Source organism: Halomonas aestuarii (assembly GCF_001886615.1).
GTDB lineage: Bacteria > Pseudomonadota > Gammaproteobacteria > Pseudomonadales > Halomonadaceae > Halomonas > Halomonas aestuarii.
Genome location: NZ_CP018139.1, coordinates 2248996 through 2275950, shown reverse-complemented (window position 1 = coordinate 2275950; position 26955 = coordinate 2248996). Strand labels below are relative to the sequence as shown.

Annotated in this window: 24 protein-coding genes; 9 read left to right on the top strand and 15 right to left on the bottom strand. The window is 69.4% G+C overall.

The window, feature by feature from the left end; all coding sequences use genetic code 11:
* Positions 1-92: 92 nt before the first annotated feature.
* On the top strand, positions 93-1481 hold the full coding sequence (gene xseA, locus BOX17_RS10565) for an exodeoxyribonuclease VII large subunit (RefSeq protein ID WP_071944366.1): 1389 nt from the start codon (positions 93-95) through the stop codon (positions 1479-1481).
* 159 nt (positions 1482-1640) lie between these two features.
* On the top strand, positions 1641-2294 hold the full coding sequence (locus BOX17_RS10560; RefSeq protein WP_071944364.1) for a peroxiredoxin: 654 nt from the start codon (positions 1641-1643) through the stop codon (positions 2292-2294).
* Positions 2295-2375: 81 nt separating this feature from the next.
* Here the strand turns inward: BOX17_RS10560 and glrR are convergent, their stop codons facing one another.
* The 6 genes from glrR to BOX17_RS10530 all read right to left on the bottom strand — a co-directional run bounded on the left by glrR (position 2376) and on the right by BOX17_RS10530 (position 10177).
* On the bottom strand, positions 2376-3770 hold the full coding sequence (glrR, locus tag BOX17_RS10555; protein ID WP_071944362.1) for a two-component system response regulator GlrR: 1395 nt from the start codon (positions 3768-3770) through the stop codon (positions 2376-2378).
* A 15-nt stretch (positions 3771-3785) separates the two neighbouring features.
* Positions 3786-4358, bottom strand: a complete 573-nt coding sequence (locus BOX17_RS10550) for a hypothetical protein (RefSeq protein WP_071944360.1) — start codon at positions 4356-4358, stop codon at positions 3786-3788.
* Positions 4355-5860, bottom strand: coding sequence for a sensor histidine kinase (locus BOX17_RS10545; protein ID WP_071944358.1), 1506 nt, complete (start codon positions 5858-5860; stop codon positions 4355-4357). Before BOX17_RS10545 ends, BOX17_RS10550 begins: the two co-directional genes overlap by 4 nt.
* 850 nt (positions 5861-6710) lie before the next feature.
* Entirely contained in the window at positions 6711-8024 is a 1314-nt protein-coding gene (gene argA, locus BOX17_RS10540) for an amino-acid N-acetyltransferase (protein WP_071944356.1), read from the bottom strand.
* Between the two features lie 133 nt (positions 8025-8157).
* Positions 8158-9423 (bottom strand): inorganic phosphate transporter, encoded by a 1266-nt coding sequence (locus tag BOX17_RS10535; protein ID WP_071944354.1) that lies wholly within the window; start codon positions 9421-9423, stop codon positions 8158-8160.
* 73 nt (positions 9424-9496) lie between these two features.
* Entirely contained in the window at positions 9497-10177 is a 681-nt protein-coding gene (locus tag BOX17_RS10530; protein WP_071944352.1) for a TIGR00153 family protein, read from the bottom strand.
* A 105-nt stretch (positions 10178-10282) separates the two neighbouring features.
* Between BOX17_RS10530 and BOX17_RS10525 the strand changes: the two genes are divergently transcribed.
* Positions 10283-11167: a CYTH domain-containing protein gene (locus BOX17_RS10525; RefSeq protein ID WP_071944350.1), complete on the top strand. Its 885-nt coding sequence runs from the start codon at positions 10283-10285 to the stop codon at positions 11165-11167.
* A 45-nt stretch (positions 11168-11212) separates the two neighbouring features.
* On the top strand, positions 11213-12145 hold the full coding sequence (locus BOX17_RS10520; protein ID WP_071944348.1) for an ion transporter: 933 nt from the start codon (positions 11213-11215) through the stop codon (positions 12143-12145).
* Between the two features lie 14 nt (positions 12146-12159).
* On the opposite strand, the gene BOX17_RS10515 is transcribed toward BOX17_RS10520, so the two are convergent.
* On the bottom strand, positions 12160-12783 hold the full coding sequence (locus BOX17_RS10515) for an L-threonylcarbamoyladenylate synthase (protein ID WP_071944346.1): 624 nt from the start codon (positions 12781-12783) through the stop codon (positions 12160-12162).
* A gap of 90 nt (positions 12784-12873) precedes the next feature.
* Positions 12874-13776, bottom strand: a complete 903-nt coding sequence (locus BOX17_RS10510; protein WP_071944343.1) for a PHP domain-containing protein — start codon at positions 13774-13776, stop codon at positions 12874-12876.
* Positions 13777-13895: 119 nt separating this feature from the next.
* Between BOX17_RS10510 and BOX17_RS10505 the strand changes: the two genes are divergently transcribed.
* Both BOX17_RS10505 and mnmC read left to right on the top strand, forming a co-directional pair.
* Positions 13896-14195 (top strand): YciI family protein, encoded by a 300-nt coding sequence (locus BOX17_RS10505; RefSeq protein WP_071944341.1) that lies wholly within the window; start codon positions 13896-13898, stop codon positions 14193-14195.
* Positions 14196-14357: 162 nt separating this feature from the next.
* A complete protein-coding gene (gene mnmC, locus BOX17_RS10500; protein WP_071944339.1) occupies positions 14358-16406 on the top strand; it encodes a bifunctional tRNA (5-methylaminomethyl-2-thiouridine)(34)-methyltransferase MnmC2/FAD-dependent 5-carboxymethylaminomethyl-2-thiouridine(34) oxidoreductase MnmC1 in 2049 nt (682 codons plus the stop codon).
* Between the two features lie 177 nt (positions 16407-16583).
* Here the strand turns inward: mnmC and BOX17_RS10495 are convergent, their stop codons facing one another.
* The gene (locus tag BOX17_RS10495) at positions 16584-18488 is read right to left on the bottom strand and encodes a PhoX family protein (RefSeq protein ID WP_071944337.1); all 1905 of its coding nucleotides are present in this window, start codon (positions 18486-18488) and stop codon (positions 16584-16586) included.
* Between the two features lie 195 nt (positions 18489-18683).
* A complete protein-coding gene (locus tag BOX17_RS10490; protein WP_071944335.1) occupies positions 18684-19616 on the bottom strand; it encodes a LysR family transcriptional regulator in 933 nt (310 codons plus the stop codon).
* Positions 19617-19724: 108 nt separating this feature from the next.
* On the opposite strand from BOX17_RS10490, the gene BOX17_RS10485 reads away from it, so the two are divergent.
* Together BOX17_RS10485 and BOX17_RS10480 are read left to right on the top strand one after the other, a co-directional pair.
* Positions 19725-20867, top strand: coding sequence for a TauD/TfdA family dioxygenase (locus BOX17_RS10485; RefSeq protein WP_071944333.1), 1143 nt, complete (start codon positions 19725-19727; stop codon positions 20865-20867).
* Entirely contained in the window at positions 20864-21451 is a 588-nt protein-coding gene (locus BOX17_RS10480) for an HD domain-containing protein (RefSeq protein WP_071944331.1), read from the top strand. The genes BOX17_RS10485 and BOX17_RS10480 overlap by 4 nt, the downstream gene beginning before the upstream one ends.
* Positions 21452-21562: 111 nt before the next feature.
* On the opposite strand, the gene BOX17_RS10475 is transcribed toward BOX17_RS10480, so the two are convergent.
* From BOX17_RS10475 to BOX17_RS17170, 3 genes are all read right to left on the bottom strand, one after another.
* Positions 21563-23128 (bottom strand): DHA2 family efflux MFS transporter permease subunit, encoded by a 1566-nt coding sequence (locus BOX17_RS10475; protein ID WP_244272132.1) that lies wholly within the window; start codon positions 23126-23128, stop codon positions 21563-21565.
* Positions 23125-23703, bottom strand: coding sequence for a hypothetical protein (locus tag BOX17_RS17175; protein ID WP_482793287.1), 579 nt, complete (start codon positions 23701-23703; stop codon positions 23125-23127). The genes BOX17_RS10475 and BOX17_RS17175 overlap by 4 nt, the downstream gene beginning before the upstream one ends.
* 180 nt (positions 23704-23883) lie before the next feature.
* A complete protein-coding gene (locus BOX17_RS17170; RefSeq protein ID WP_244272131.1) occupies positions 23884-24174 on the bottom strand; it encodes an HlyD family secretion protein in 291 nt (96 codons plus the stop codon).
* Between the two features lie 101 nt (positions 24175-24275).
* On the opposite strand from BOX17_RS17170, the gene BOX17_RS10465 reads away from it, so the two are divergent.
* Entirely contained in the window at positions 24276-24569 is a 294-nt protein-coding gene (locus tag BOX17_RS10465; protein ID WP_244272130.1) for a TetR/AcrR family transcriptional regulator C-terminal domain-containing protein, read from the top strand.
* A 65-nt stretch (positions 24570-24634) separates the two neighbouring features.
* Here BOX17_RS10465 and BOX17_RS10460 read toward each other — a convergent pair whose 3' ends face one another.
* Complete coding sequence (locus tag BOX17_RS10460) at positions 24635-24904, bottom strand: YheU family protein (protein ID WP_071944327.1); 270 nt, start codon at positions 24902-24904, stop codon at positions 24635-24637.
* Positions 24897-26945: an NAD-dependent DNA ligase LigA gene (ligA, locus tag BOX17_RS10455; RefSeq protein ID WP_071944325.1), complete on the bottom strand. Its 2049-nt coding sequence runs from the start codon at positions 26943-26945 to the stop codon at positions 24897-24899. Before ligA ends, BOX17_RS10460 begins: the two co-directional genes overlap by 8 nt.
* Positions 26946-26955 lie beyond the last annotated feature (10 nt).

Below are 26955 nucleotides of genomic sequence, written 5' to 3'. Positions count from 1 at the left end.
GGCGACACCCGGGGCCGCCCCCGCCCGGGCCGCTGCCGCGAGGCGGACGGCGCATGGTAGGGTAACGCTTTACCTCCAGGGATGACCGCACCATGACCCGCCCCGAGGACGCGCCCCTCTCCGTCACCGAGCTCAACCGCCGCGCCCGCCAGGCCCTTGAGCAGGACGTCGGCGAGGTGTGGGTGGAGGGCGAGCTCTCCGGGGTGTCGCGGCCGAACTCGGGGCACGTCTACTTCACCCTGAAGGACGAGCGGGCCCAGCTGCGCTGCGCGCTGTTTCGCACCCGGGCGCGCTTCGTCGCCGCGCCGATGCGCGACGGCGACCGCGTCAAGGTGCGCGGCCAGGTGTCGCTCTTCGAGCCCCGCGGCGACTACCAGCTGATCGTGGAGGCGGTAAAGGCGGCGGGCGAAGGCGAGCTGCTGGCGGCCCTCGAGCGGCTGAAGACCCGGCTGGCGGCCGAGGGGGTGTTCGCCAATGCGCGCGCCCTGCCCTTCCCGCCGCGTCACCTGCTGGTGCTCACCTCGCCCACCGGCGCCGCGATCCGCGATGTGCTGGCGGTGCTGGCAGCGCGCTGGCCGCTGGTCCAGGTGACGCTGATCCCGGTGCCGGTGCAGGGTCGCGAGGCGGCGCCGGCGATGATCGCGGCACTCGGGCTGCTCAACCGCCAGCAGGCGCTGGACCCGGCCCGCGACGCCATCCTGATCACCCGCGGCGGCGGCAGCCTCGAGGACCTGTGGGCCTTCAACGACGAGCACCTGGCCCGGGCGATCTTCCACTCCCGGCTGCCGGTGATGTCGGCGGTGGGCCACGAGGTGGACACGACGCTTTCCGACCTCGCCGCCGACGTGCGCGCGCCCACGCCCTCGGCCGCCGCCGAGCAGCTGGTGCCGGACCGCCGCGACCTCGCCCACCGCCTCGACCGACTCGCCGACCGGCTCGCCCGCGCCCAGCGGACCCGCCTGGATACCGAGGCCCAGCGCCTGGATCACCTGCGCGCCCGGCTGCGCCATCCCGGCGAGGTGCTGGCCGCGCGTCGCCGGCAGCTGGACCAGCTGGCGGGGCGGCTGCGGCGGGCCGTGCAGGCGCGGCTGGTCCTGGAGCGGCGCCGCGAACGCCACCTGCGCCAGCGCCTCGCCCTGCGCTCGCCGGACCGCCTGCTGGACCAGGCCGGGCAGCGGCTCGAGCGCGCCACGCTGCGCCTCCACCAGGCGATGCCGAGGGCGCTGGCCCGGCATCGCGAGCGGCTGGGCGGGCTCGCCCGCGAGCTGCAGGCGGTGAGCCCGCTGGCGGTGCTGGGCCGCGGCTATGCGATCCTCGAGGACGACCGGGGCCGGGTGGTCCGCCGGGCAGCGGACACGACCCCCGGCCAGGCGCTCGAGGCCCGGCTGGGCGAAGGGCGACTCGCCCTCACGGTGGCCGGCATCGAGGGCGACGTCGAAGCCGACAATCCCGGGTCCCATGGCGGGAAGACATCGGAGTGATAGATTTTGGAATATATGTATTCCATAAGATGATAACTACACTGATGCCATCTCCTTGAGGACGACGGGCCCATACCCATATCCCAAGGAGCCAGGCACTTCCCCGGGCACGACGATCGGACGCTCGGGGTCACACCCCAACCCACAGGGAGCAACACCATGTCACTGCGCATCAATGACGTCGTACCGGATTTCGAAGCCGACACCAGCCAGGGCCCGATCCGCTTCCACGAGTGGATCGGCGACAGCTGGGCGATCCTGTTCTCCCACCCCAAGGACTTCACGCCGGTCTGCACCACCGAGTTCGGTGCCGTCGCCAAGCTCAGCGAGGAGTGGAAGAAGCGCGGCACCAAGGTGATCGGCGTCTCCGTGGACGGCGTGGAGGATCACAAGAAGTGGATCAATGACATCTCGAGCTTCGCCAGCTGCGAGGTCGGCTTCCCGATCATCGCCGACGAGGACCTCAAGGTCGCCAAGCTGTTCGACATGCTGCCGGCCGAGGCGTACCTGCCGGACGGCCGCACCCCGGCCGACAGCGCCACCGTGCGCTCGGTGTTCATCATCGGCCCGGACAAGCAGCTCAAGCTGTCCATGACCTACCCGATGAACGTGGGCCGCAACTTCGCCGAGGTGCTGCGCGCCCTGGACGCCCTGCAGACCGCCAACGGCAAGGGCGTGGCCACGCCGGCCGACTGGACCACCGGCGAGGACGTGATCATCCCGCCGACGGTCTCCGACGAGGATGCCAAGGCGAAGTTCGGTGAGTTCGAGACCATCTTCCCCTACCTGCGCAAGACCAAGCTGCCCAAGTAAGGCCGGCGGTTCACCTCGCAAAGCAAGACCCCCTGCCTCGGCAGGGGGTCTTGCGTTGTGGCTTCTGGCACGAGGCCTTCGTCAGGTCTGTTCGACCTGGCGGGCGGCCGGCTTGAAGGCGCCGGGCTCGAGCTCGTGGCGGGCCAGCAGCTTGTAGAAGTCGGTGCGGTTGCGTCCGGCGATGCGGGCCGCCTGGGTGACGTTGCCCTCGGTGATCTTGAGCACCTTGACCAGGTAGCTGCGCTCGAAGCCGGCCCGGGCATCGTTGAAGGTCGGCAGGGCATTGTCCTCGGCGGCCAGCGCCTGGGCCACCAGCCCCTCGGGAATCATCGGCGAGGTGGTCAGGGCCACGCACTGCTCCACCACGTTGACCAGCTGGCGCACGTTGCCGGGCCAGGCCGAGGAGGCCAGCAGGTTCAGCGCCTCCGGCGAGAAGCCCTTGACGAAGGGCTTGTGCCGGGCGGCGGCCTGGGCGACCAGGTGCTTGGCCAGCAGCGGCACATCCTCGGCGCGCTCCCTGAGGGGCGGCAGCCGCAGGTTCACCACGTTGAGCCGGTAGTAGAGGTCCTCGCGGAACTCCCCCTCGTGCATGGCGCGATCCAGGTCGCGGTGGGTCGCCGAGATGATGCGCACGTCGATGGGCACCGAGGTAGTCGAGCCCAGCGGGCGGATCTGGCGCTCCTGCAGGGCCCGCAGCAGCTTGACCTGCAGGGTCATCGGCATGTCGCCGATCTCGTCGAGGAACAGGGTGCCGCCGTCGGCCGCCTGGAAGAGGCCGCGATGCTCGCTCACCGCCCCGGTGAAGGCGCCCCGGGTGTGGCCGAACAGCTCGCTCTCCAGCAGCTGCTCGGGCAGCGCCCCGCAGTTGATCGCCACGAAGGGCTTGTCGGCCCGCGGGCTCGCCTTGTGGATGGCACAGGCGAGCAGCTCCTTGCCCGTCCCAGAGGCGCCGGTGACCAGAACGCTGACGTCCGAGGCGGCCACCATGCGGGCCTGCTCCAGGATGCGCTCCAGCTCGGGGCTGCGGGTGATGATGCCCTCGCGCCAGCGGTCGTCGCCCTCGGTGGCCGAGGTCGTGGTCTGGGCGAGGGCGTCATCGATGGCGGAGAACAGCTCGTCGCGGTCCACCGGCTTGGTTAGGAAGCTGAACACGCCCTGCTGGGTGGCGCTCACCGCATCGGGGATCGAGCCGTGGGCAGTGAGGAGGATCACCGGCAGCCCCGGTAGCCGGCGCTGGATCTCCTGGAACAGGGCCAGTCCGTCCATCTCGTCCATGCGCAGGTCGGTCAGCACCAGGTCGGGGCGAGCGACTTCCAGCCGCTTCAAGGCCTCGCGTCCGCTCTCGGCGGTGGTGACGCGGTAGCCGCGGCTCTCCAGCCGCATGCCCAGCAGCTTCAAGAGGCTGACGTCGTCATCCACCAGCAGGATGTGTGCGCCTTGCTGGCCGGCGTTGGGCAGGCGTCCGGTCTGCTTCATGTCGTCTCTCCCGGGTTATTCACTCTGCTGTCGCAGGTTGATGCTCTGTTCGATGGCGGTGAGCTGCTCGAGCTTCTCGGCCATGGCCTCGAGCTCCTCGGTGAGCGCCTCGTTCTCCTCCACGGCCGTCTCGTGGGCCGTGCGCAGCTCGGCGAGCTGGCCGGCCAGGCGGCGGCGCCCCTCCAGCTCGTTGAGCCAGTAGCGCAGCAGCGGCTGCAGCTCGGTCGGGGCACTGGCCAGGTCGGCCTTGAAGAGCTCCGAGGCGCGGTTCCACTGCTGTTGGCTCCCCCAGGAGAGCAGTACGGCTCGCGCCAGGCGGCGCGCCTTGGAGTCGCCCTCCAGGCGGATCAGGGTGGCCTCCCGCCACACCCGGTCGCCGCGCTGGGCGGCGAGGCCGAAGGCCACCCAGTCGTGGAGCAGGCAGTCGGCGTTGTCGAAGTCCGGCAGCTCGCCCCGGCAGAACGCCGCGCCGAGCGAGGGGGTCTTCACGGACGGGGAGCTGGACTGAGGCTGCATCGACTCCGGCAGGTACTGGCATCCGGCCAGCCATAGCGTCATCAGGCAGAGCAGCCAGGGGCGTAGGGTCATGAGAAATCCTTCCTTGTGTCTCCACCCGCCAGGGCGGGTGCCGGTGTCTCGTCGTCCTTGTCGGGTACCGGGGTCGGCCACGGCAGGGTGAGCCGGAAGCACACGGCCAGCCGCGGGTCGTCCACCAGTTCCAGTCGGCCCTCCTGAAGTCGCGCGCAGTCGGCGGCCACCGAGAGGCCGATGCCGGAGCCCTTGAGGGGCCCCTTGCGGCGCACCCTTCCCTGGTAGAAGGCCTCGAAGAGTAGCCCGCGATCCTCCTCGGCGATCGGCTCGCCGCTGTTGGCCACCTCGATCACCAGGCGGTCCGTCAGCGACCGGGCGCGGATCTCCAGCACGCCGCCGTCCTCGCCGTAGGCCACGGCGTTGGAGATGAGGTTGTCGAGGATCCGGGCCGTGGCGGTGCGGTCGAGCTGCCAGGTCAGGGGGCCATTGAAGCAGCTGACCCGCATCTCCTTGTGGTCCAGCGCCAGGCGGTGCTTGGCCAGCACCTCCTTGACCACGGTGGCGACATCCAGCCGCTCGATGTCGGGCTGGCGACTGTGCCTGAGCAGGTTGTAGTCGAGCAGCTGCTCGATGAGCTGCTGCAGCTCCCGCCCGCTGGCGTCGATCAGGTCGAGGATCTCGCGCTGACGCGGCGTGACCTCGCCGGCCACCCCGTCGGCGAGCAATGACGACCCTTCGCGCACGCTGGCCAGCGGAGTCTTGAGCTCATGGGACATGTGGCGCAGGAACTGCTGCTTCTGGGCCTCCAGCTCATCGAGCCGGGAGGCCAGCCAGTCCAGCCGCTCGCCCAGGGTGATCAGCTCCGCCGGGCCCTTCAGGGGCTGGTCATGCTGTCCGGCATCGCCGCCCACGCTGCCGATCCCCAGGATGCGCCGCTCGAGCTGGCGGATCGGCTGGATGATCAGGCGCGTGAACAGCAGCATAAGCACCAGGCTCGCCGAGACCAGCGCCGCGGTCTGCCACCAGAGGCGGACCTGCACGTCCTCGGCGCGCGCGCTGATGGCGTCGATGCGCTCGTCGATGCGCTGGTTGGTGGCCTGACGCATCGCCTCGGTGTGCTGGGCGAAGGGAATGAAGTCCGAGAGGCGCGCCTTGAAGTCCTCGAGCGGCAGGCCGGGGAGCTCGGCGAGACCGTCCAGCGCCTCCTCCAGTGCCGCCACGTCGGGGTCATCGGGCAGCAGCTCTTGCTGCTGATCCAGCAGTTGCCGGAACTCGGCGAGTCGCTCGTCGAAGATGTCCAGGAGCCCTTCCTGCTCGACCACCGCATACTGCCGGGCACCACGCTCCATCTCCAGCGCCAGGGCCCCCAGGGAGCGGGCGCGCCGAGTCTCCTCCACCGCCTGGCGGGCACTGACATCGGCCAGGCGCGACAGCTCTGAGAGGGCCTGGCCGGCCTGGATCATCAGCACCGCCAGCGGCAGCATGACGAACATGAAGGCCAGTAACACCAGCTGCAGCAGCGAGCGCGGGCGCCAGCGACGCGTGACGGCTGAGGTCATGGAAAGCGATCTTTGCAGGAGGGTAAAGGGAACCACCATTGTCCATCCCTTAGGATACCAGAGTTCGACCAACCGCCCCGCCATCGATCGATCGACGCCCGCAGGCGAAAAAAAAGGGCCGGCATGGCCGGCCCAATACGCAGGGAACTGAAGGGTCTGAAAAGGCCAGCCGTCGACGACCTGGTCCGTCCATGGCTCGCCTTTCCATGGGCCTAAGCCCCGAAGCCATGAGAATGCCATCTGCCACCAGGGGCTGGATCATTCTCACGCGGGTGGTGTGCCATCGCCTGGCGCACCGCCCTGCTCCGTTCCTGGCAACACCGCCTCGACAGGGCCGACGGCGATGCTGCGCGATTCGGTTCCCCCGGATGGGCCGAAGCCCGGGGGGAGTGGCATCCTTGCCAGGGCATCCTTGCCCTCTCGATACCGATCCTTGCCGTTCGGCGGTACCGTCTCATCGCAACCTAAAGTCACACATCGCTTGGAGCAGACACTGGTCGCGTCGGGGGCCGGGCGCACAGGGTCGTGATGACCCGACTCGCCTTGGCAACCGGAAAACGATTCGAGCCGTGTGAACCGTTTCCCTTGCTCACCCTGTCTACTGCCAGTCGCGTGCCAGGAATCGGTATATTTCATATATATCAACAAGTTGGAATGGTGGCGAGGCGGGAATGGCCGAAGGTGGACGGCCGGAAGGGGAAAAGACGGGCCTTGACGGCGACATTTCGTCTCCAGTTGGCGACGCCTTTCGCGCGGTTATCTGAATCCCATTTACCATCAACAGGTTACAGCGTTGCCATAAGGCGACGCCGCCAGGCCGGGCGACGCCTCGCGGCGACAGCCCGGCCGCTCAGGCGAGGGTCTTGACCAGGATCTTGGACTTGCGGGCGTGATTGTAGGTGTCGCGACGCAGGGTCGGCAGCACCTCGATGTCGGCCAGGCGGAAGCCGTGCTCGAAGAACCAGTGGGTGGTATGGGTGGTGAGGGCAAACAGCGACGAGAGCCTCAGGCGACGGGCCCGGCGCTCGATCTCGGCGAGCAGCAGCTCGCCCCGCGCGCCCCCCCGGTAGTCGTCATGCACGGCCACGCAGGCCAGCTCGCCCATCTCGGCCTCGCCGAAGGTATGCAGAGCGGCGCAGCCGATGATCATGCCGTCGCGCTCGATCACCAGGTAGTCGTCGATCTCGTACTCCAGCCGCTCCCGGGAGCGCGGCACCAGCATGCCACGCCACTCCAGCGGCTCGAGCAGCTCCAGCAGCCCGCCGATGTCGTTGAGCTCCGCCGGACGAAGCTGCTCGTAGCGATGCTCGGTGATCATGGTGCCCACGCCGTCGCGGGTGAACAGCTCCCCCAGCAGGGCGTCGTGGTCGTGCCAGGAGAGCAGGTGGGTGCGGGCGACGCCATGGCGAGCCGCGGCGCAGGCCGCCCCGAGATGCCGGGCAAGCTCACTGGACGGGTCGGCCTGCTTGAGCAGGGGCGCGGCCTCGGCAGGCGTCAGCTGGCGCTGCAGCTGGCCGCTGCGGTCGAACAGCCCGCTCGCCTCGCCGAGCAGGATCAGCTTGTCGGCGCCGAGCGCCGTGGCGGCATGGCGCGCCACCTCGGCGGCATCCAGGTCGAAGACCTCGCCGGTGCTGGAGAAGCCCAGCGGCGGCAGCACCACCAGGGCTCCCCGCTCGAGCAGGCCCTCGATGGCCTGTTCGCGCACCCGGCGCACCTCGCCGCTGCGGTCGAAGTCGACGCCATCGCGCACGCCCAGGGGCTTGGCCATCACCAGGTTGCCGGAGACCACGGTCATCTCGATCCCGTGGAGCGGCGTGTTGGGCAGGCCCGGCGAGAGCCTCGCCTCCAGCCACAGCCGCTGCTCGGCGGCGATGCGCTCGACCCGGGCCATGATCGCCTCGTCGGCCACCCACCGGCCCCGGTGCCGTGTCGGCACGATCCCCGCCTCGTCAAGGGCCTGCTGGACCTGGGGGCGGATGCCGAACACCACCACCAGGCGCACGCCCAGGGTATGCAGCAGGGCCAGGTCCTGGACCAGCTGCTCCCCTCGGCCGCTCGCCATGGCCTCTCCCTCGATCAGGATGACGAAGGTTCGCCCCCGATGGGCATTGATATAGGGCGAGGAATTGCGGAACCAGTCGACGAAGGGGAAACGAGTATCCAAGGCCGCACTCCGGCAGCAGGTGAACGAAGGGGGAAGCTGAATCCACTATACCAGAGCCCAGAAAACGGCGGCACCACCGAGGGGGTGGTGCCGCCGTCCGTGCTGCCCGCCAGGTGCTGCGGCAGGCAGTGCCCTAGCCGAACATGCCCTTGAACATGAAGAAGAACAGGATCGAGAGCCCGGCCCCGGCCGGCAGGGTGATCAGCCAGGACATGGCGATGGTGCCGATGACCCGCAGGTTGAGCGCCGCCATGCCGCGGGCCAGGCCCACGCCCAGCACCGCACCGACCAGGGTGTGGGTGGTGGAGATCGGCAGGCCGGTGCCCGAGGCCAGCACCACGGTGGTGGCCGCCGCGAGGGTGGCGGCGAAGCCACGGCTCGGGGTGAGCTCGGTGATGCCGGTGCCGACCGTGGCGATGACCTTGTGGCCATAGGTGATCAGGCCGACGACGATGCCGCCGCCGCCCAGCACCAGCACCCACCAGGGCACCATGGAAGCGCCCTCGATCTCGCCGCCGGCCTGGACCACGTTGATCACCGCCGCCAGCGGGCCCACGGCGTTGGCCACGTCGTTGGAACCGTGGGCGAAGGCCATGGCGCAGGCGGTGAAGATCATCAGCACGCCGAAGACCCGCTCCACGCCGCTGAAGCCGAACTGGTCGGCCTGACGGTTGGTGGCTTTGACGCGGCGCTCCATGGCCACGCCGATCGCGGCGATCACCAGGCCGGCGAGGATGGCGAGCAGCAGGCTGGTGCCGAAGCTCAGGTGCAGGCCGATGTGCTTGAGGCCCTTGGTGAGGGTCACCATCACCACGGCGAAGCCGACCAGGAAGACATACATCGGCACGTAGCGCTTGGCGGCGGCGAAGGGATCCCTGGCCTCGAAGATCAGGTGCTGGACCGACTTGAAGAGGGTGAAGGCGATGGTCCCTGCCAGCAGCGGCGAGACCACCCAGCTGGCGGCGATCTTGCCCACCGAGCCCCAGTCCACGGAGCCCGCCCCGAGGCCCGCCACCGCGAAGCCGACAATGGCGCCGACGATGGAGTGGGTGGTGGAGACCGGCCAGCCCTTCGTGGAGGCGACCAGCAGCCAGGTGGCCGCCGCCAGCAGGGCGGAAAGCATGCCGTAGACGAGCAGCTGGGGCTCGCCCTGCAGCAGCTGGGGGTCGATGATGCCCTTGCGGACGGTATCGGTGACCTCGCCGCCGGCCAGCCAGGCACCGAGGAACTCGAAGATCACGGCGATGATGATCGCCTGCTTGATGGTGATGGCCCTTGAGCCCACCGAGGTGCCCATGGCGTTGGCCACGTCGTTGGCCCCGACGCCCCAGGCCATGAAGAAGCCGAAGAGACAGGCGAGGATGATGAAGATATCGCCGTGCTGCGCAATGATCGACATAGGGAGGGTTCCCTTTTTGCGGTCAGAAGAAAGTCGAAACGACGAGGCCCCGGTGGTGCCGGGGCCGCTTCGTTCAGTTGGCCGTCATGATCTGCAGGCGGCTGCCGACGCGCTCCGCGCGGTCGGAGAGCTCGCCCACCCCGTCGATGATCTTGTAGAGGAACATCACGTCCACCGGCGGCAGGCGCTCCTCCAGCTCGAACAGCTGGCGGCGGATCGCCACCTGCTGGCTGTCGGCCTGCTGCTCGAGCACGTGCAGCTCGCGGATCAGCTTCTGCATCACGTCGGAGACGTTGCGCCCGAAGCCGGACTCGAGCAGGTCCTTGAGCTCTTCCAGGGCATGACGCGCCTGGGCCACGCAGGACACCGCGGTATGGATGTAGTCGCGCATCGGCTGGGCCAGCTCCTGGGGCACCTGCATCCGGCGGCCGAGCATGATGCCGGTGATGTCGCGGACCTTGTTGGCGATCTTGTCCTGGACGCTGATCAGGTCGAGCAGGTCGGAGCGCGACACCGGCAGGAACATGGTGTTGGGCAGGTTGAGACGCAGCTCGGTCTTGAGTTCGTCGGCCTCGTGCTCGAGGCGCGTGATGGTCTCGCGATGCTGCTCGGCGGTCTCCCAGTCACCCTCGAGGGAGGCCTCGAAGAAGGGCAGCAGCTCGTCCGCACAGGCGTTGGCCTTGACGATATGGGCCAGCAGCGGATGGAATGGCGAGCGGCCGAACATCGCGGAGAAGGGATTGGATGTCACCATGGGGCATCTATGAACCTGGAAAAATGGCGGCGTCAGTATAGTGACTGAGGCCCCCATCGTCATGACAAATTCATCCATTGTTCATCAAACCGAGGTGGCACCCCGATGGCAGACGAGATCGAGCTCAAGCTGGCCCTGGGGGCCGAGGCCCCCGAGGCCCTGCGCCGCCACCCCCGCCTGGCCGCCCTGGCGCCGACGGTCACGCACCTGGGCAACACCTATTTCGACACCCCCGAGGGCGACCTGGAGCGGGCCCGCATGGCACTGCGCCTGCGCCGCGCCGACGACCGGCTGCTGCAGACCCTCAAGACGCGGGGCCAGGGCGGCGGCGGCCTGTCCACCCGCGGCGAGTGGGAGTGGGAGGTGGAAGGCCCGGGCCTGGATCTCCAGGGACTGGCCGGGCTGCCCCCCATGGCCGGGCGGGATGACGGCCTGCTCGAGCGCCTGGTACCCCGCTTCGCCACCGACTTCGTGCGCGAGACCTGGTGGCTCGAGGACCGGGAGGCGACCATCGAGCTCGCCCTGGATATCGGCGAGATCCGGGCGGGCGAGCGGGTCGTGGCGATCCGCGAGCTGGAGCTCGAGCTCAAGGCGGGCACCCCGGACGCCCTCTGGTCACTGGCCGAGGCCCTGGCCGACTCGGTGGCCCTGCGGCCCTCGGACACGAGCAAGGCGGCCCGGGGCGGCGCCCTGCTCGGCGGCGACTGGGGCCTGCCCGAGGCCAGCGACCCCGCGAGCTGGCTGCATCGCGCCAGCGTGGCGCTGGATGCCCTGGCGGACACCGGCGTCGACGCCTGGCGCGGCGAGGCACGCCGGGCCTTCCAACGGCTGGCGGAACTGGGCGATGATGCCCCTGACGAGGCGCCAGGACGTGACGACGCCCGCCGGCTGGTCGAGGCGCTTTCCACCTCGCCCTGGCTGACCCCGGAGGTCGGGCGCCGGCTGCTGCGGCTGGCCCGCCGACGGCAAGGCGACGTCGACCTGGCCTGATCGAACCTCCCCAGGCCCGGGCCCGCCACCACAAGGACGAACCCCGTGAACCACCACCCCAAGCCCGCCGGCGAAGGCCTTCGCACCCGGGTCTTCCAGATCATCTTCGAGTCCGACACCCCGCTGGCCAAGGGCTTCGATATCGCGCTGATTGCGGCGATCCTGACCAGCGTGCTGGTGGTGATGCTGGAGAGCATCGAGAGCCTGCGCGCCGACTACGGCACCTGGTTCTTCTGGCTGGAGTGGGGCTTCACCATCGCCTTCACCCTCGAACTGGCGGTCCGCCTCTACTGCCTCGAGCGCCCGCTTCAGTACCTGAAGAGCTTCTACGGGATGGTCGACGTCATCGCCATCCTGCCCACCTGGCTGACGCTGATCGTGCCCGGCGCCCAGACTCTGGTGATGGTCCGCCTGCTGCGCACCCTGCGCATCTTCCGGGTGCTGCGCCTGATGGAGTTCGTCGGCGAGGGGCGGCTGCTGGTGGGCGCCCTGAAACGCAGCAGCCACCAGATCTTCCTGTTCCTGTTCACGGTGTTCATGCTGGTGACCATCTTCGCCTCGATCGTCTACCTGATCGAGCCCCGGGAAGCCGGCTTCACCAGCATTCCCACGGCGATCTACTGGGCCATCGTCACCCTCACCACGGTGGGTTACGGCGATATCGTGCCGGTGACCCCGCTGGGCCAGGCGATATCGGTGATGGTGATGCTGATCGGCTACTCGATCATCGCGGTGCCCACCGGGGTCTTCTCCGCGGAGGTGATCCGCTCGATCCGCGCCGACCGCTACTCCGACGAGGCCTGTCCTGGCTGTGGCCATGACCGTCACGAGCAGCGTGCAAGGTACTGCCTGCGCTGCGGCACCTGGCTGGACGAGAACACGCCCGACCCGCACCTGAGCGACAAGGCCCAGGAGGCCTGGTGGCAGGCTCGCGAGGAGGCGGACGATGACGAGGAAGAGCCGCCGCCGGCACGCTGAACCGGCGGTGGGGATCAGGCCTGGAAGGGGGTGATGTCGCCGCGGCCCTCGCGGAGGATCTTCGGCGGCAGGTCGCGCAGGTCGATCACGCTGGTGGGCTCCAGGTGGCAGGCGCCGCCATCGATGACCAGGTCGAGGTGCGCCCCGAAGCGCTCGCGGATCTCCTCGGCGTCGGTCATCGGCAGCTCATCTCCCACCGGGATCAGGGTGACGCTCATCAGCGGCTCGCCCAGGGCGCCGAGCAGGGCCCGGGTGATGGCATGGTCCGGCACCCGCACACCGATGGAGCGGCGTTTGGGATGCAGCAGCAGCCGCGGCACCTCGCTGGTGGCGTCCAGGATGAAGGTATAGGCCCCCGGAGTGTGGGCCTTGAGCAGCCGGAAGACCGCGTTATCCACCTTGGCGTAGGTGCCGATCTCCGAGAGATCCGAGCAGACCAGGGTGAAGTTGTGCTTGTCGTCCAGCGAACGCAGCCACTTGATCTTCTCGATGGCCTTCTTGTCGCCCAGGTGGCACCCCAGGGCGTAGCCGGAGTCGGTCGGGTAGGCGATGACCCCGCCACCACGGATGATCTGGATCGCCTGGTCGATCAGGCGCTTCTGGGGATTGTCGGGATGGATCTGGAAGAACTGGCTCATTCGCGTTCCCTGTTCGGTGGCCGGTCGTAAGGTCTCTGTCACTCTTGAGGTGTCTGTCACTCTAGCGCGTCGCGATTCCGCCCGCCGGTCTCAGGCGGCGGCCGACGCGGCGATGCCGGCCAGGCGCGGGTGGGTCCACACCGGCGGCGTGGCCGTGCGCGGCACGGGGCTCATGCTGCCCGGCGACAGGTGGCCGCCGGGAAAGTGGAAGTCGCTCCCCACCGAGCCGTAGAGCTCGCGCTCCTGGAGCTGGCGCGCCAGGTCGCGGGTCACGTCGGCGTTCTGGAAGCCGCTGACCAGCTCCGCGGCCTGGCCGCCGGCGGCGGCGAAGTCATCGAGCAGCAGCCCGCGCTTGCGTCGGGTCAGGCCGTGGCGCAGCGGATGGGCGAGCACCGCCACCCCGCCGGCGTCGAGGATCCAGGCCACCGCCGTGGCGAGGAAGGGCCAGTGGGCCTTGATGTCGCCGGCCTTGCCGTTGCCGAGGTGCTTCTTGAAGGCACTGCCGATGTCGGGCACCAGCCCCGCCGCCACCAGCGCCCTGGCGAAGTCAGGCCGCCCCAGGGGGCGATCGGACCCGGCCTGCTCGCGGGCCCGGGCCAGGGCATCGCGCAGGCCGATCTTCTCGAGTCGCTCGGCGATGCGCCAGGAGCGCTGCTCGCGGGCCTCGGCCTGGGCGGCCAGGCCCTCCACCAGGTCGCCGCGGGGGCCCTCGGGGAGCAGCCCCACCACGTGGATGTTGATGCCGCGCCATTGCGTCGAGAGTTCGGTGCCGGGAATCAACCCGATGCCCTCCTGCCGGGCGGCGGCCTGGGCCTCGTCGATGCCGACCATGGTGTCATGGTCGGTGAGCGCCATCAGGGTCAGCCCCCTGGCCCGGCACAGCGACACCACCTCGGCCGGCGGCAGGGCGCCGTCGGAGGCCGTGGAGTGCATGTGCAGGTCGATGGTGAGAGGCTCGCCCTCGAAACGCGCGGGGGGTGCTGTCATGGGCATGACGCCGGCAGGTGACTTTGTCAGAATATCTCGCCATGGTGCTCGCAGGACCGATGACGGTCAATGCCGGGCGCCGTGCAGTCGCGGCGCGAGCCGCCCACCACCGAGGACGAATCGAGATGCTCTACGCCATCATCAGTGAAGATGTGAACAACAGCCTGGAGCGGCGCCTGTCCGCCCGCCCGGACCACCTGGCCCGCCTCGAGGCGCTGCGCGACGAGGGCCGCCTGGTGCTGGCCGGCCCCCACCCCGCCATCGACAGCGAGGACCCGGGCGAGGCCGGCTTCACCGGCAGCCTGGTCGTCGCCGAGTTCGATGACCTGGAAAGCGCCCAGGCCTGGGCCGATGCCGACCCCTACATGATCGCCGGCGTCTACGCCCAGGTGACCGTGAAGCCGTTCAAGAAGGTCCTTCCCTGATCCTGCCCACAGGCTGCCCTGTCCACAGCCGTTTTCCCACAGCTGCTGTGGACAAGTCTGTTGAAACGCCGCGGACGCCTTCCGCCAGCCCTGCCGGCGAGCCGCTGCGGCACGATCGATCAAACCTTGACCACCCTCGACCGGAATGACCGGAGCCCTGCCGTGACCGCTGCCCCCGACGCCCTGCCCCCGCTGGCCGGCCTTCAGACCGCCCGCCTGGACTGGCGCCGGGACGAGGGCGGCGAGGAGGCCCCCCACTCCCGGGCCTTCGATGACGTCTATTTCTCGCGCCATGACGGCCGCGCCGAGACCGAGCATGTCTTCATCGACGCCAACCGGCTGCCCGAGCGGTTCGCCGCCTGGCAGGGCCCGCGCCCCTTCGTGATCGGCGAGACCGGCTTCGGCACCGGGCTCAACATGCTCTGCGCCTGGGCCTGCTTCGATGCCCATGCCTCGCCGCACGCCCGGCTTCACCTGGTCTCCACCGAGAAGTTCCCCCTGGCGCGGGACGATCTCGCCCGGGCGCTGGCCGCCTGGCCGGACCTCGCCGACCGGGCCGCCCGCCTGGTCGCCCAGTGGCCCGAGCCGGTGGCCGGCGTGCATCGGCTGTGGCTCGATGACCGGGTCACCCTGGACCTGCACTTCGGGGACACCACCGAACGGCTCGAGCGCCTCGATGGCCGGGTCGACGCCTGGTTCCTCGACGGCTTCGCCCCCTCGAAGAATCCGGAGATGTGGCGCCCCGAGCTCTTCGCCGCCATGGCCACCCGCTCGCGCCCCGGCGCCACCCTGGCCACCTTCACCTGTGCCGGGACGGTCAAGCGCGGCCTCGCGGCGGCCGGCTTCGCCTGGCGCAAGGTCCCGGGCTTCGGCCGCAAGCGCGAGATGCTGGCCGGCGAGATCGCCGAGTCTCCGGCGGACCCTCGTCGCACCGCCACGCCCTGGTTCATGCCCCCCGCCCCCCGGCCGGCCCGCCATGTGGTCGTGATCGGGGCAGGCCTCGCCGGCACGACCACCGCCGCGGCGCTGGCCCGGCGCGGCGTCGCGGTGACCCTGGTCGAGCGGGAGACCCCCGGCGCCGGCGGCTCCGGTAACCGTCAGGGCGCGCTCTATGTGAAGCTCGCCGCCGAGACCAATGCCCAGAGCCGGGTGTACCTGGCCGGGCTCCTATACAGCCGGCGCTGGCTGGCGTTGCTGGACCCCGAGCGCACGCTCTGGGACGACTGCGGCGTGCTGCAGCTGGCGACCGGTGAAAGGGAGGCCCGGCGCCAGGCCCGGTTCCTGGCCCATCATCCCCTGCCGGAGAGCGTGGTGACGGGCGTGGACGCCGGGGAGGCGTCCGCCCGTGCCGGGGTGGCGATCGAATCGACGGGGCTCGACTACCCGGGCGCAGGCTGGGTGAGGCCCGACCTGCTCTGCGAGCGCCTCGCCGCGACGCCGGGCATCACCCTGCACCGCGGAGAGGTCACCGAGCTGACGCCCACCGCTCGCCCTGCGCACCAGGGGGAAGGCTGGACGCTGTCGCTGGGGGACGGCGAGACCCTCGCCGCCGATCAGGTGGTGGTGGCCACGGCCGCCCTCGCCAACCGCTTCGCCCAGACCGAGGCGCTGCCGCTGCAGCCGATCCGTGGTCAGGTCAGTGCCGTCGGGCTGCCCCGGGGCGCCGAGGTGCCGGCGCTGTCGCGGGTGGTCTGCGCCGGCGGTTATGTGCCCCCGGCGGTGGATGGCGTGCTGTGCTTCGGCGCCACCTTCGCGCCCCATGACACCGACACGACGCTGCGCGAGGCCGATCATGCGGCGAACCTCGCAGAACTGGAGGCGAGCCTGCCGAACTTCACCGCCGCACTCAGGGAGGCCGGCGTCGACTTGACCCCCGAACATCTCGACGGCCGGGTGGCGATCCGCGCGGCGAGCCCGGACAAGACCCCCTACGCGGGTCCGGTGCCGGACACCCCGCACTGGCGCGACGCCTATGCGAGCCTCGCCAAGGACGCCAGGCGCATCCCCGACACGCCCGGTGCCCATCATCCGGGCCTGTGGATCAGCGCCGCCCATGGTTCCCGCGGGCTTGCCAGCGCGCCCCTGTGCGCCGAGGTGATCGCCTCACGGATCTGCGACGAGCCGATGCCCCTGGAGGGGGCGCTGGTCGACCACCTGCACCCGGGGCGGCGGCTGATCCGCGAGCTGATCACGGGCCAGACGAACCGATAACGGGCCAGGCATGCGGAAGCACCCTCGGCCCGTCCTGATGACTCAGGCGGGCTCGCCGTCGAGGCACGGCCGGGCGCGTGGATGACGCTCGGCCAGAACCCCGCCGGCGTCGTCGGGGGGAGCGGTCGGGCAGCGTGCATGGCGCAAGGGCATGCGCCATGCACGCTGCTGCGCGGGTCAGCCGAGCTTCGGCATGCCGGTGATGTAGCCCACCGCTGCGCCATGGCGGTCCTTGTAATTGGCGCGCACGTAGGGATCCAGGGTCTCCCGGACCTTGTCGTGCAGGGGGCTTGCCCAGTCACCCGGGTGCTGGAAGTTGCTCATGATGTAGGTCCATCCATTGATCGCATCGACGGCCTGCAACCCGGTGGACTCGGCGCCGGCAGGACAGGACAGCAGGCGCGTCAGCTCACCGCTGTCGACGTGGTAGGCCCACAGGAAGTTGTTGACGTGGTTGCCGCTGTCCTCGCCGATGAACAGCGTGCGCAGCGCCTCGGAGAACTTGATGTTGTCGGGGTTGGCGATGCGCTCGGCATGCGCCGTGTTGCCCAGGGCGTCGGGCTCGGCCAGGTCCTCGCCGAAAAGGTTGGGCGGCGCCGCCATGTGCACCGACACCCACTCGCTGTCGATGGGCTGGCCGTCGCTGTCGTGCTGACCGCCGCGCAGGGTGTGCTCATAGACCGCGCCGGCGGTCGGGCCCTCGACATGGATCTCGTTGCTGCCGTCGGTCATCGTCTTGTAGATGTAGGACATGGCCGAATAGGCCTTCTTGTCGGCGGCATTGACCGTCGTGCCCTCCATCTTGGTAAAGCCCATCGAGCCACCCACCAGGGCCGCGTAGCGATGCGTCTCGAGGAAGGCGGCGGCCTTTTCCATGCCCGGCTTCAGCTTGACCCAGTTGACCCTGCCGCTGAAGGGGATGCGGGTGAAGCCGTCGTCCTCGGGATCCTCGGTGCGGATGTCCATGATGTCCGCCGCCTGGATGCCGTCGTCGATCATCGTCTTGATCTCGGCACTGCTGGCGTGGCCCAGGCAGATCCAGCCGATGTCGCCGGCGCCGGGGCCCTCGCCCGAGACCTGGGTCCACTTGCCCACGTACAGGGTGCCGGATGACAGGTCCCGCGGCCTGTCGGCGACGAACATGAACAGGCCACCGTTGGTGGCGTCATCGCCCATCAGCACGGTGCGCTCGTCCGGCATGACCTGAATCAGCTCGTGGGAGATGCGGCCCAGGTTGTAGTGCTTGGCGATGGTGCCGCTGCCGTCGGGGTTGACCGTCACTTCCGGCAGGTGGCCATAGTGGTAGGGGTTGCCGCGACTCTCGTCGCCGAACAGGTGGGTGCAGAAGCTCCTGAAGGTATCGTCGGGCGCAGAGGCGTCCGGCTCGTACTCCTCGCTGGAAAGGTGGGTGCCCCAGGGTGACAGGCTGGCACCACAGGTGATCCACAGGCCGTCGACCGCCGAGGTATCGACATTGTGGTACTTGACCAGTGTCAGCTCGCCGGTTTCCGGGTTCTGGTCAAGGGTCAGCACCGCGATCGGCGACGGCAGCTGTCCATACATCGCCTCATCGGCGCCGTTGCGGCTGGTGTACTCGAACTGCACGACGGCGAACACCGGGTTGCCGTAGACACCGTCGACCTGCGCATTCTCGACCGTCAGCAGGCTGGTGCCGTCCGGGCAGTCGGAGAAGAACTGGCGGTTGTCGGCCGAGGGGTCGCGAATCGGTTGGTTATCGATATCGTAGTAGCCGCCGGCGACCAGGGAACCGCCCTGGCCGTCAGGCAAGCGATCGCCGGTGATGAAGAAGGGATGGTAGGCCAGCTTGACCTGACGGCTGGTGCCGTCGCTCATCTTCAGCTGCATGGCCGAGCCGATGGTGGTGGTCGCCATGGCAGCCGGATGGCTCAGGGAGGGCGCCGGCATGGGCAGGAAGTTGACCGACGCCAGCGTGGCCTGGCTCGCGGCCAAGGCGGAACCGCTGGCGCCCAGACTGGCAAGACCACCGGCGAGGGGCAGCAGAGGGGCGCCCGCCATGAAGCCGAGGAGACGGCGGCGGTTCGTGTCGACAGATTGGGTCATTGGAGCGTCCTTGGTCATCAAATGGGTCGAGTCACGTCGAGCGACGCCGCCCTCGCCTCGCAGCGAAGGCCGACGCCGGTGATCGGCACGGGGAATGATCCCTCGTTGAGATGACGGATCGCTGACAGTGGCATGTCCGTCGGATGGCAACGTCGTGACGGGGGCAGGGACGCGGGACTCGCGGCTGATAAAGCCTCACCCCTTGCGCGGGCTCGTCGCCGATGACGGCTCGCGGCGCTCGATCTCCGAGGTCACCCAGCGGATGATCTCGCCGATCAGGGCGCTGTGAGCGTAGCGGGTGCGCAGGATATAGCCGTGGCTCTCGCGGCGGATCGGCGGCGCCAGGGGGATCAGGCTGCCGTCCTTGAGTGCCTCCTCGACCAGGAGGTCCCAGCCAAGCGCAATGCCCTTGCCGGCCTGGGCGGCGTTGATCAAAAGCGGGTAGTTGTTGTAGCGGAACACGGCCCCCCGCTCCTCGAAGGGCACCCCCGCCAGGGCACACCACTCCCGCCAGTCGATCCAGCGCGAGTTGCGCTCATCCATGTGCAGCAGCGAAAGCTCCATCCAACGGGCCGGGGCGTCCCCCGCCTCGAGCCCATGCTCGGCGGCGAAGGCGGGACTGCAGACCGGAAACACCTCCTCGGGGGTGAAGAGATCCCCGGGCTCGCTCTCGCGGTCACAGTGGATGGCAATATCGGCGCGATGGTCCTGGTCGTCCCGGTCGACCGCCAGCACCTCGATATCCACCTGCGGGAAGGCCGACTCGAGCCGGGAGAGCCTCGGCAGCAGCCACAGATGGGCGAAACCGAAGTTGGCGGCGATCAGCACCCGGGGACGGGTCGAGCGCGCCCGGGCTCTGAGCGCACGGGTGGCGTTGTCGATGCGGTTGAGCGCCGGGGCGATCTCGTCGTAGTAGCGCAGCGCCTCCCGGGTGGGCGTGAGACCGGCGCCGCTGCGCTCGAAGAGCACCAGCCCCACCTGCCCCTCGAGCCCGCGAATGCGCTGGGAGATCGCCGGCTGGGTGGCGCCGAGGGCCTTGGCCGCCGCGGTCAGCGAGCCCAGCCGCAGGGTGGTTTCAAACGCGGTGAGCGCCTTGAGGCTGGGCTGTGCGTCGTCGTTGTCGGCCATAAGGCAACTCTATGGGATGCATAAGATGGGCACGCCTTCCTGGCGCCTGGCCGATGCGTAGAATGCCGGCCCACACGTTTCGTCAGGGCCAAGATGATGTCAGACCCCATGTTTCACGTCCAAGAATCCCCCGCCAAGGTCTTCGCCACAGACGCCGCTGGCACCCGCACCGAGCTGCCGGCCCTGTGGCTTCGCGAGCGCTGCCAGGAGCCGGAGAGCCTGGACGGCCCCACCCAGCAGCGGCTGTTCAATCCGCACCAGCTCGACGCGGACCTGGCCCTGGTGGCGGCCGAGCATCTCGGCGGCCACTGGGCCCGGCTGACCTTCAGCGACGGCCACACCGGGCGCTATGACCTGCGCCACTTCGCCGATGACTTCGACCAGGAGGACGGCCTGCCCACCCCGCGCCCCTGGAACAGCGACATCGACTTCGCCTGCATCACCCGGGACTGGGAGGCGCTCTCGGATCACGACGCCTTCCGCGAGGCCCTCGAGACCTACCTGCGCCACGGGGTGATCATCCTGCAGAACGTGCCCACCGACGGCGCGCGCCTGGTCGAGGTAGGCGAGACCTTCGGCCACGTGCGCTCGACCAACTTCGGCAAGTACTTCGAGGTCTGCTCGCGCCCCGAGTCCAACGACCTGGCCTATCGCAGCGTGCCCCTGGCGCCGCACACCGACAACCCCTATCGCGACCCGGTGCCCGGCATCCAGCTGCTGCACTGCCTGACCAACGAGACCACCGGCGGCCTGTCGACGCTGGTCGACAGCCTCGCCGTCGCTGAGCAGCTGCGCGAGGAGGACCCGGAGGGCTATCGCCTGCTGGCCACCGTGCCGGTGCGCTTCCGCTTCATCGACGACGGGGTCGAGCTGATCGAGCGCCGGCCGATGATCCACTTGGACGCCATGGGCAAGATGGACGGCGTGCACTACAGTCCGCGTCTGGACTATCTGCCGCTGATGGACGAGGAAAGCACCAAGGCGTTTCATCGTGCCCGCCGCCGCCTCGGCGAGCTGTTCGCCCATCCGGACTACGAGATCCAGTTCCCCCTGGGCGATGGCGAGCTGATGATGTTCGATAACAACCGGGTGCTGCACGGCCGCACCGCCTACGACCCGAACGAGGGCTTCCGCCACCTGCAGGGCTGCTACATCGACCGCGACGGCCCCACCGGCCATTACCGGGCGATCGTCAAGCAGGCGCGTCCCCATCAAGCCACCGAGACCACCGAGAGCGTGACCGCCGCATGAATACCGTGAATTTCACCCAGATGAAGGATGGCACCAAGGACGAGTACATGATGCTCGGGGAGCTCGAGGAGCGCTTCGTCGAGGGGCTGCCCGAGCGCATCCTCGAGGCGCTCCGGGCACTGGAGAACACCCTATCCGGCTACCGGGTCTCCCGGCTCGAGCATGTGCTGCAGTCCGCGACCCGGGCCGAGGACGACGGCGAGGACGAGGAGATGATCGTGGCGGCGCTGCTCCACGACATCGGTGATGATCTCGCGCCCCACAACCACTCCCAGTACGCCGCGTCCATCATCCGCCCCTACGTGCGAGCCGAGGTGACCTGGATCATCGAGCACCACGGGCTGTTCCAGAACTACTACTACATTCACCACTTCGGCGGTGATCCGCTGGAGCGCGACCGCTACCGGGATCACCCCTGGTACCAGCGCTGCGTCGACTTCTGCGAGCGCTGGGATCAGGCCTCCTTCGACCCGGACTACCCGACCCGGCCGCTCGAGCACTTCGCCCCCATGGTGCGGCGCATCTTCAGCCGCCCGGCCTTCGACCCGGCCTACGTCGGCGACGAAAGCGCCCGCCACCTGTGAGGCGCTGACAGGGCGCCCTGGCGCCTGATCCCGACAGGTCTTGAACGACGCGGCCCCTGCGTGTGCAGGGGCCGCGTTGGTATGCGAGGCGTCATCTGACACGTCGACGAATCAGGCCGACAGCCGCCGCAGCAGGAACACCAGCGGCACGCTGACCAGGTAGATGAGCCCCATCCAGGTGAAGATGTCGTTGAAGGCCAGCACCTGGGCCTGCTGGGAGACCCGCTGCACCAGCATGCCGACGGCGGCGTGATAGGCATCAGGCACCGAGCCGGCGAGCATTGCCTCGTACCTGGCGATCTCCGCCACCACCACCTCGCGGCCCGTATCGATGGCCGGAATGAGCTGGTTCCAGTGAAAGTCCTCGCGGATGTCGCGCACCGTGTCGAGCAGCGCCAGCCCCATGGCGCCGCCCAGGTTACGCATCACGTTGAAGAGCCCGCTGGCGTTGCCCACCTCGTCCGCCGGCAATGTGCCAAGCGCAATGCGCGAAGCCGGGATGATGCACATGATCAGCCCCATGCCGCGCACGACCTGCGGCAGGCAGAACTGCCAGAAGCCCGACTCCACGGTGAGGTTCGCGTTCATCATGGTGCCCACGCCGACCAGCAGCAGTCCCAGGAAGAGCAACACCCGCAGGTCGAGGCGATTGGAGACCTGCCCCACCACCGGCGCGCACAGGAACATGGTCAGCCCGGTGACGAACATCACCTGGCCGATCTGCGGGCTCGAGTAGCCGCGCACATAGCCGAAGAACAGCGGCATGAGATAGACCAGCCCATAGAGGGCGATACCGATGACGAAGCCCATCCCGGCGCCGATCGCGAAGTTTCGGTTGGCGAAGGCGCGCAGGTCGACGATCGGATGATCGCTTCGCAGGGTGCGGGTGAAGAACCACACCCCGGCCACCAGGCAGGTGAGGCTGAAGAGGATGATGTGGTCGCTTTCGAACCAGTCGTCGCCGGGCCCCTCCTCGAGCACGAATTCCAGCGAACCGAGGAACACCGCGATCAGCACCAGGCCGATCAGGTCGAGGTGGCGCACCAGCTCATGCCTGGGCCTGTCGATGTCGAGGAAGGTCCAGGCGGCCCAGCACACCAGCACCCCGGGAATCACGTTGGCCAGGAACAGCCAGTGCCAGCTGAACGCCTCGGTGACGTAGCCGCCCACCGTGGGGCCGATCGAGGGTGCCATGGTCACCACCATGCCGATCACCGCCTGCACGCTGCCCATCGCCCGACGCGGGAAGATCGAGAAGCTCACCGCCTGGGTAATCGGGATCATCGCCCCGCCCATGAAGCCCTGGATGGCCCGCAGCACGATCAGCTGCTCGATGGAGGTCGCCAGCGCGCAGCCGAGGCTCGCCAGGGTGAAGCCGGCGCAGGACAGGGTGAAGGCCACCCGGGTCGAGAGGATGCGCATCAAGAGGCCCGACAGCGGGATCATCACGATCTCGGCGATCAGGTAAGACGTCTGCACCCAGGAGATCTCGTCCTCGCTGGCCGAGAGCCCCGACTGGATCTCGTTGAGCGAGCTGGCGACGATCTGGATATCCAGGATCGCCATGAACATGCCGAACACCGCGGCGATGAAGCCGATCCGCTGCGGCCAGGGCGGCATGTCGCTGGAGACCGCGGCAGTCCTGGCGAGGGCCGGGGCGCCGGACCGTTCGCTCACGAACCGTCCCGGGCGCCGGAGGATACCGGGGGCGCCTCGCTCGACGCCTCGGCCAGGCCGTCGGCGAGCCCTCCCTCCTTCGGTTCAAGCTCGCGGGTATCGACCTCGGGTACCGCCGAGAGCCCGGCACGCAGCTGTCCCAGGGCCTCATTGGGCCCGGTGATGCGGATCTTGACCGGCACGCGCTGGACGATCTTGTTGAAGTTGCCGGTGGCGTTGTCCTGGGGCAGCAGGCTGAACTCGGTGCCGGTGGCCGGCGCCAGGCTGTCGACCACGGCCTCGTAGGTGATGTCCGGGTAGGCATCCAGATGCACCTCGACCGGCTGGCCGCCCCGTATCCGTTCGAGCTGGGTCTCCTTGAAGTTGGCCGCCACATAGGCCGAGTCGATGGGAACCAGCTGCAACAGCGTCAGCGACGGCTGCGCCAGGGTGCCGGCCTCGACGGTGAGGTTGCCGACCACGCCATCGCGAGGCGCGACGATGCGGGTCTTGTCGAGCTGATGGCGGGCGTAGTCGAGATCGGCGCTGGCCGCCTCGAGGTTGGCCTCGGCGCGAGTGACATCGGCCTCGGCCACCGACAGCTGGCGCCTGGCCGAGACCAGCGCCGCGCGGCTCTCGGCGAGCTTGGCCTCGGAGACCCGCAGCGCGGCCTGGTCATCCTCGCGCTGCTGGCGGGAGCCGTATTGGCTGGCGGCCAGCGACGAGGAACGCTCCAGGTGCTGGCGAGCCTGGTCGACGTCGGCCCGGGCCGCCTGTTACTGGGCCTTGGCCTGATCGATGGCCGCCTGCTGCAGGTCCACCTGGCGACGGGACTGGGCGATGGAGGCCGCCGCCACCGCCTGCCGGGCCTCGGCCTGGGTGACCCGGTCGCGATAGCTCTCGGCGTCCAGGCGCACCAGCAGGTCGCCTCGCTTCACCGCCTGGTTGTCGTCCACCGCCACCTCGACGACCCGCGCCGGGAGCTCGGCGCGCACCGCCACGCTGTCGGTGCGCACATAGGCGTTGTCGGTCTCCTCGAGGAAGCGTCCGGTCTGCCACCAGCCCACGCCCCACCAGGCCAGCGCCGTCAGGGCGACGAGCCCTCCCAGCGCTGCGACGATCCTGCCGCGCGATCTGCGTATGGAGTGAGTTCCCGGGTGGCCGCCTGGTGCGCGGCCTGGCCTTCGAGGCCGAGCGGGCCACGGAGCTCGGCGAGCTGTTCCTGAGGCGTGGCCCCGACCGCACCCGCCAGGCCCTGGCCGATTACCTCGCCGACCAGGTGGCGCGCGGCCGGCTGGCCCTCGAGGATCCTCGCGAGGCGGCCGGCATGTTCATCGGCATGCTGCTCGGCGAGTGGCACATCGACACCCTGCTGGGACGGCGCATGGAGCTTGGCCCGGCGCAGTGCGAGGCCCGGGCGCGGCACTGCACGGCGGTCTTCCTGTCCGGCGCCTCGGCGTGAGGCCTCCGGACGCCGCCTGCCGTACATCGCGGTCGAGTCTGAGGTAGAGAAAGGCGGGCTGGCGCTCAGCCCTCCTCGTCGTCGGCCAGGTCGCGCCCGAAGGCCCGCCACTGGGCGAGGGTCATCACCTCGGTGGACTCGGTCCTGAGGTCATGGGCGATCAGCAGCTCGCCCCGCTCGAGCTGGGCCTTGAGCTGGCCGACCCAGCCGCGCATGCCCTCGCCGGTGTCGGTGGTGTCGTAGCCCTGCCGGGTGACGAAGGCCTCCAGCAGGCCGTCCAGGGTCTCCGGCGGCAGCATGCGGTAGGGCACCTCGATGAAGCGGCCGTCATCCATGGTCGTCCTCCCCCGCTTCCCACCGCGCCAGGCGGCGCAGGAACTCGTCCTCGTCGATGACCTCGACCCCCATCTGGTCGGCCTTCTCCCGCTTGCTGCCGGCGGCCTCCCCGGCCACCACGCAGGCGGTCTTGCGGGAGACGCTGCCCGCCACCTTGGCGCCCAGCGCCTGGAGTCGCGCCTTGCCCTCGTCGCGGGTCATGCTCGCCAGGGTGCCCGTGAGCACCCAGCTCTGCCCCGCCAGGGGCTGGGGGCGCTCGCCGACCTCCTGCTCCTCCCAGGTCAGGCCGCAGGCCAGGAGGTCGTCGATGGTCTCGCGGTTGTGGGGCTGGCGGAAGAAGGTATGCACGTGGGCGGCGACGATGGGGCCCACGTCCTCCACGGCCTCCAGCGCCTCGATATCGGCCCCCATCAGCGCCTCCAGGCTGCCGAAGTGGCGGGCCAGGTTGGCCGCGGTGGCCTCGCCCACCTCGCGGATCCCCAGGGCGAAGATGAAGCGGCCAAGCGTCGTCTGCCTGGCCTTCTCGAGGGCGGCCACCAGATTCTCGGAGGACTTCCTGCCCATGCGCGGAAGCTCGGCGAGGCGCTCGGCCTCGAGCCGGAACAGGTCCGCCGGGGTGGTCACCCAGTCTCGCTCGACCAGCGCCTCGATGAGCTTCTCACCCAGGCCATCGATGTCCAGGGCTCGCCGGGAGGCGAAGTGCTTGAGCGCCTCCTTGCGCTGGGCGGGACAGTAGAGCCCGCCGGAGCAGCGCGCCACCACCTCGCCCTCCAGGTGCTCGATCTGTGAACCGCAGGCCGGGCAGTGCTCGGGGAAGACGATCGCCCGGGCATCCGCCGGGCGCCGCTCCTCCAGCACCCTCACCACCTGGGGGATTACATCGCCGGCCCGGCGGACCGCCACGGTATCGCCGATCATCACATCGAGTCGGGCGATCTCGTCGGCGTTGTGCAGGGTGGCGTTGGAGACAGTGACGCCGGCCACCGAGACCGGCTCGAGCCTGGCCACCGGGGTGATCGCGCCGGTGCGCCCGACCTGGAACTCCACGTCGTTGAGCCGGGTGGTCTCCTCCTGGGCGGGAAACTTGAAGGCGATGGCCCAGCGCGGGGCACGGGCCACGAAGCCCAGCTCGCGCTGCAGGCGCAGGTCGTCGACCTTGATCACCACCCCATCGATGTCGTAACCAAGGGCGTCACGCTTCTCGCCGAGCTCGCGGCAGTAGTCGATGACGCCCTCGGCTCCCTCCACCACCGTCAGCTCGCGGCTGGTGCGAAAGCCGAGGTCGCCGAGCCGGGCCATCAGCTGACTGTGGCTGGCGTCGCCCGGCTGGGGCTCGATGCGCGCCACCTGGTAGGCGCTGAACTCCAGCGGGCGGGTGGCGGTGATCTTCGGGTCGAGCTGGCGCAGGCTACCCGCGGCGGCATTGCGCGGGTTGGCGAAGACCTTGCCATCCGACTCCCGGGCCCGGTCGTTCAGCGCCTCGAAGCCCTCGTGGCTCATGATCACCTCGCCGCGCACCTCCAGCAGGTCGGGGGGCGCGTCGCCGCGAAGGCTGAGCGGGATGGAGCGCAGGGTGCGCAGGTTGGAGGTGATGCCCTCGCCGGTGCGGCCGTCGCCGCGAGTGACGCCGGTGACCAGCTCGCCCCGCTCGTAGACCAGCGAGACGGCAGCTCCGTCCAGCTTCGGCTCGCAGCAGAAGGCCAGCGGGTCGCCGTGGGTCTCGAGGCGGTCGGCGACGCGCCGGACGAAGGCCTTGATCTCCTCTTCGTTGAAGGCGTTGTCCAGGGAGAGCATGGGTACGGCGTGCTGCACCTCGGGGAAGCCGGCGTCGGGCGCGGCCCCGACCCGCTGGGTGGGCGAGTCGGCGGTCACCAGCTCCGGATGCGCCTCCTCGAGCTGCTGAAGACGACGCAGCCGGCGGTCGTAGTCGGCATCGGTCAGCCGGGGCTCATCGAGCACGTAGTAGCGGTAGTTGGCGTCGTCGAGCTCGGCACGCAGGCGCGCCACCTCGTCGATGACATGGGGGTCGGCTTGGCTCATGGCTTCCCTG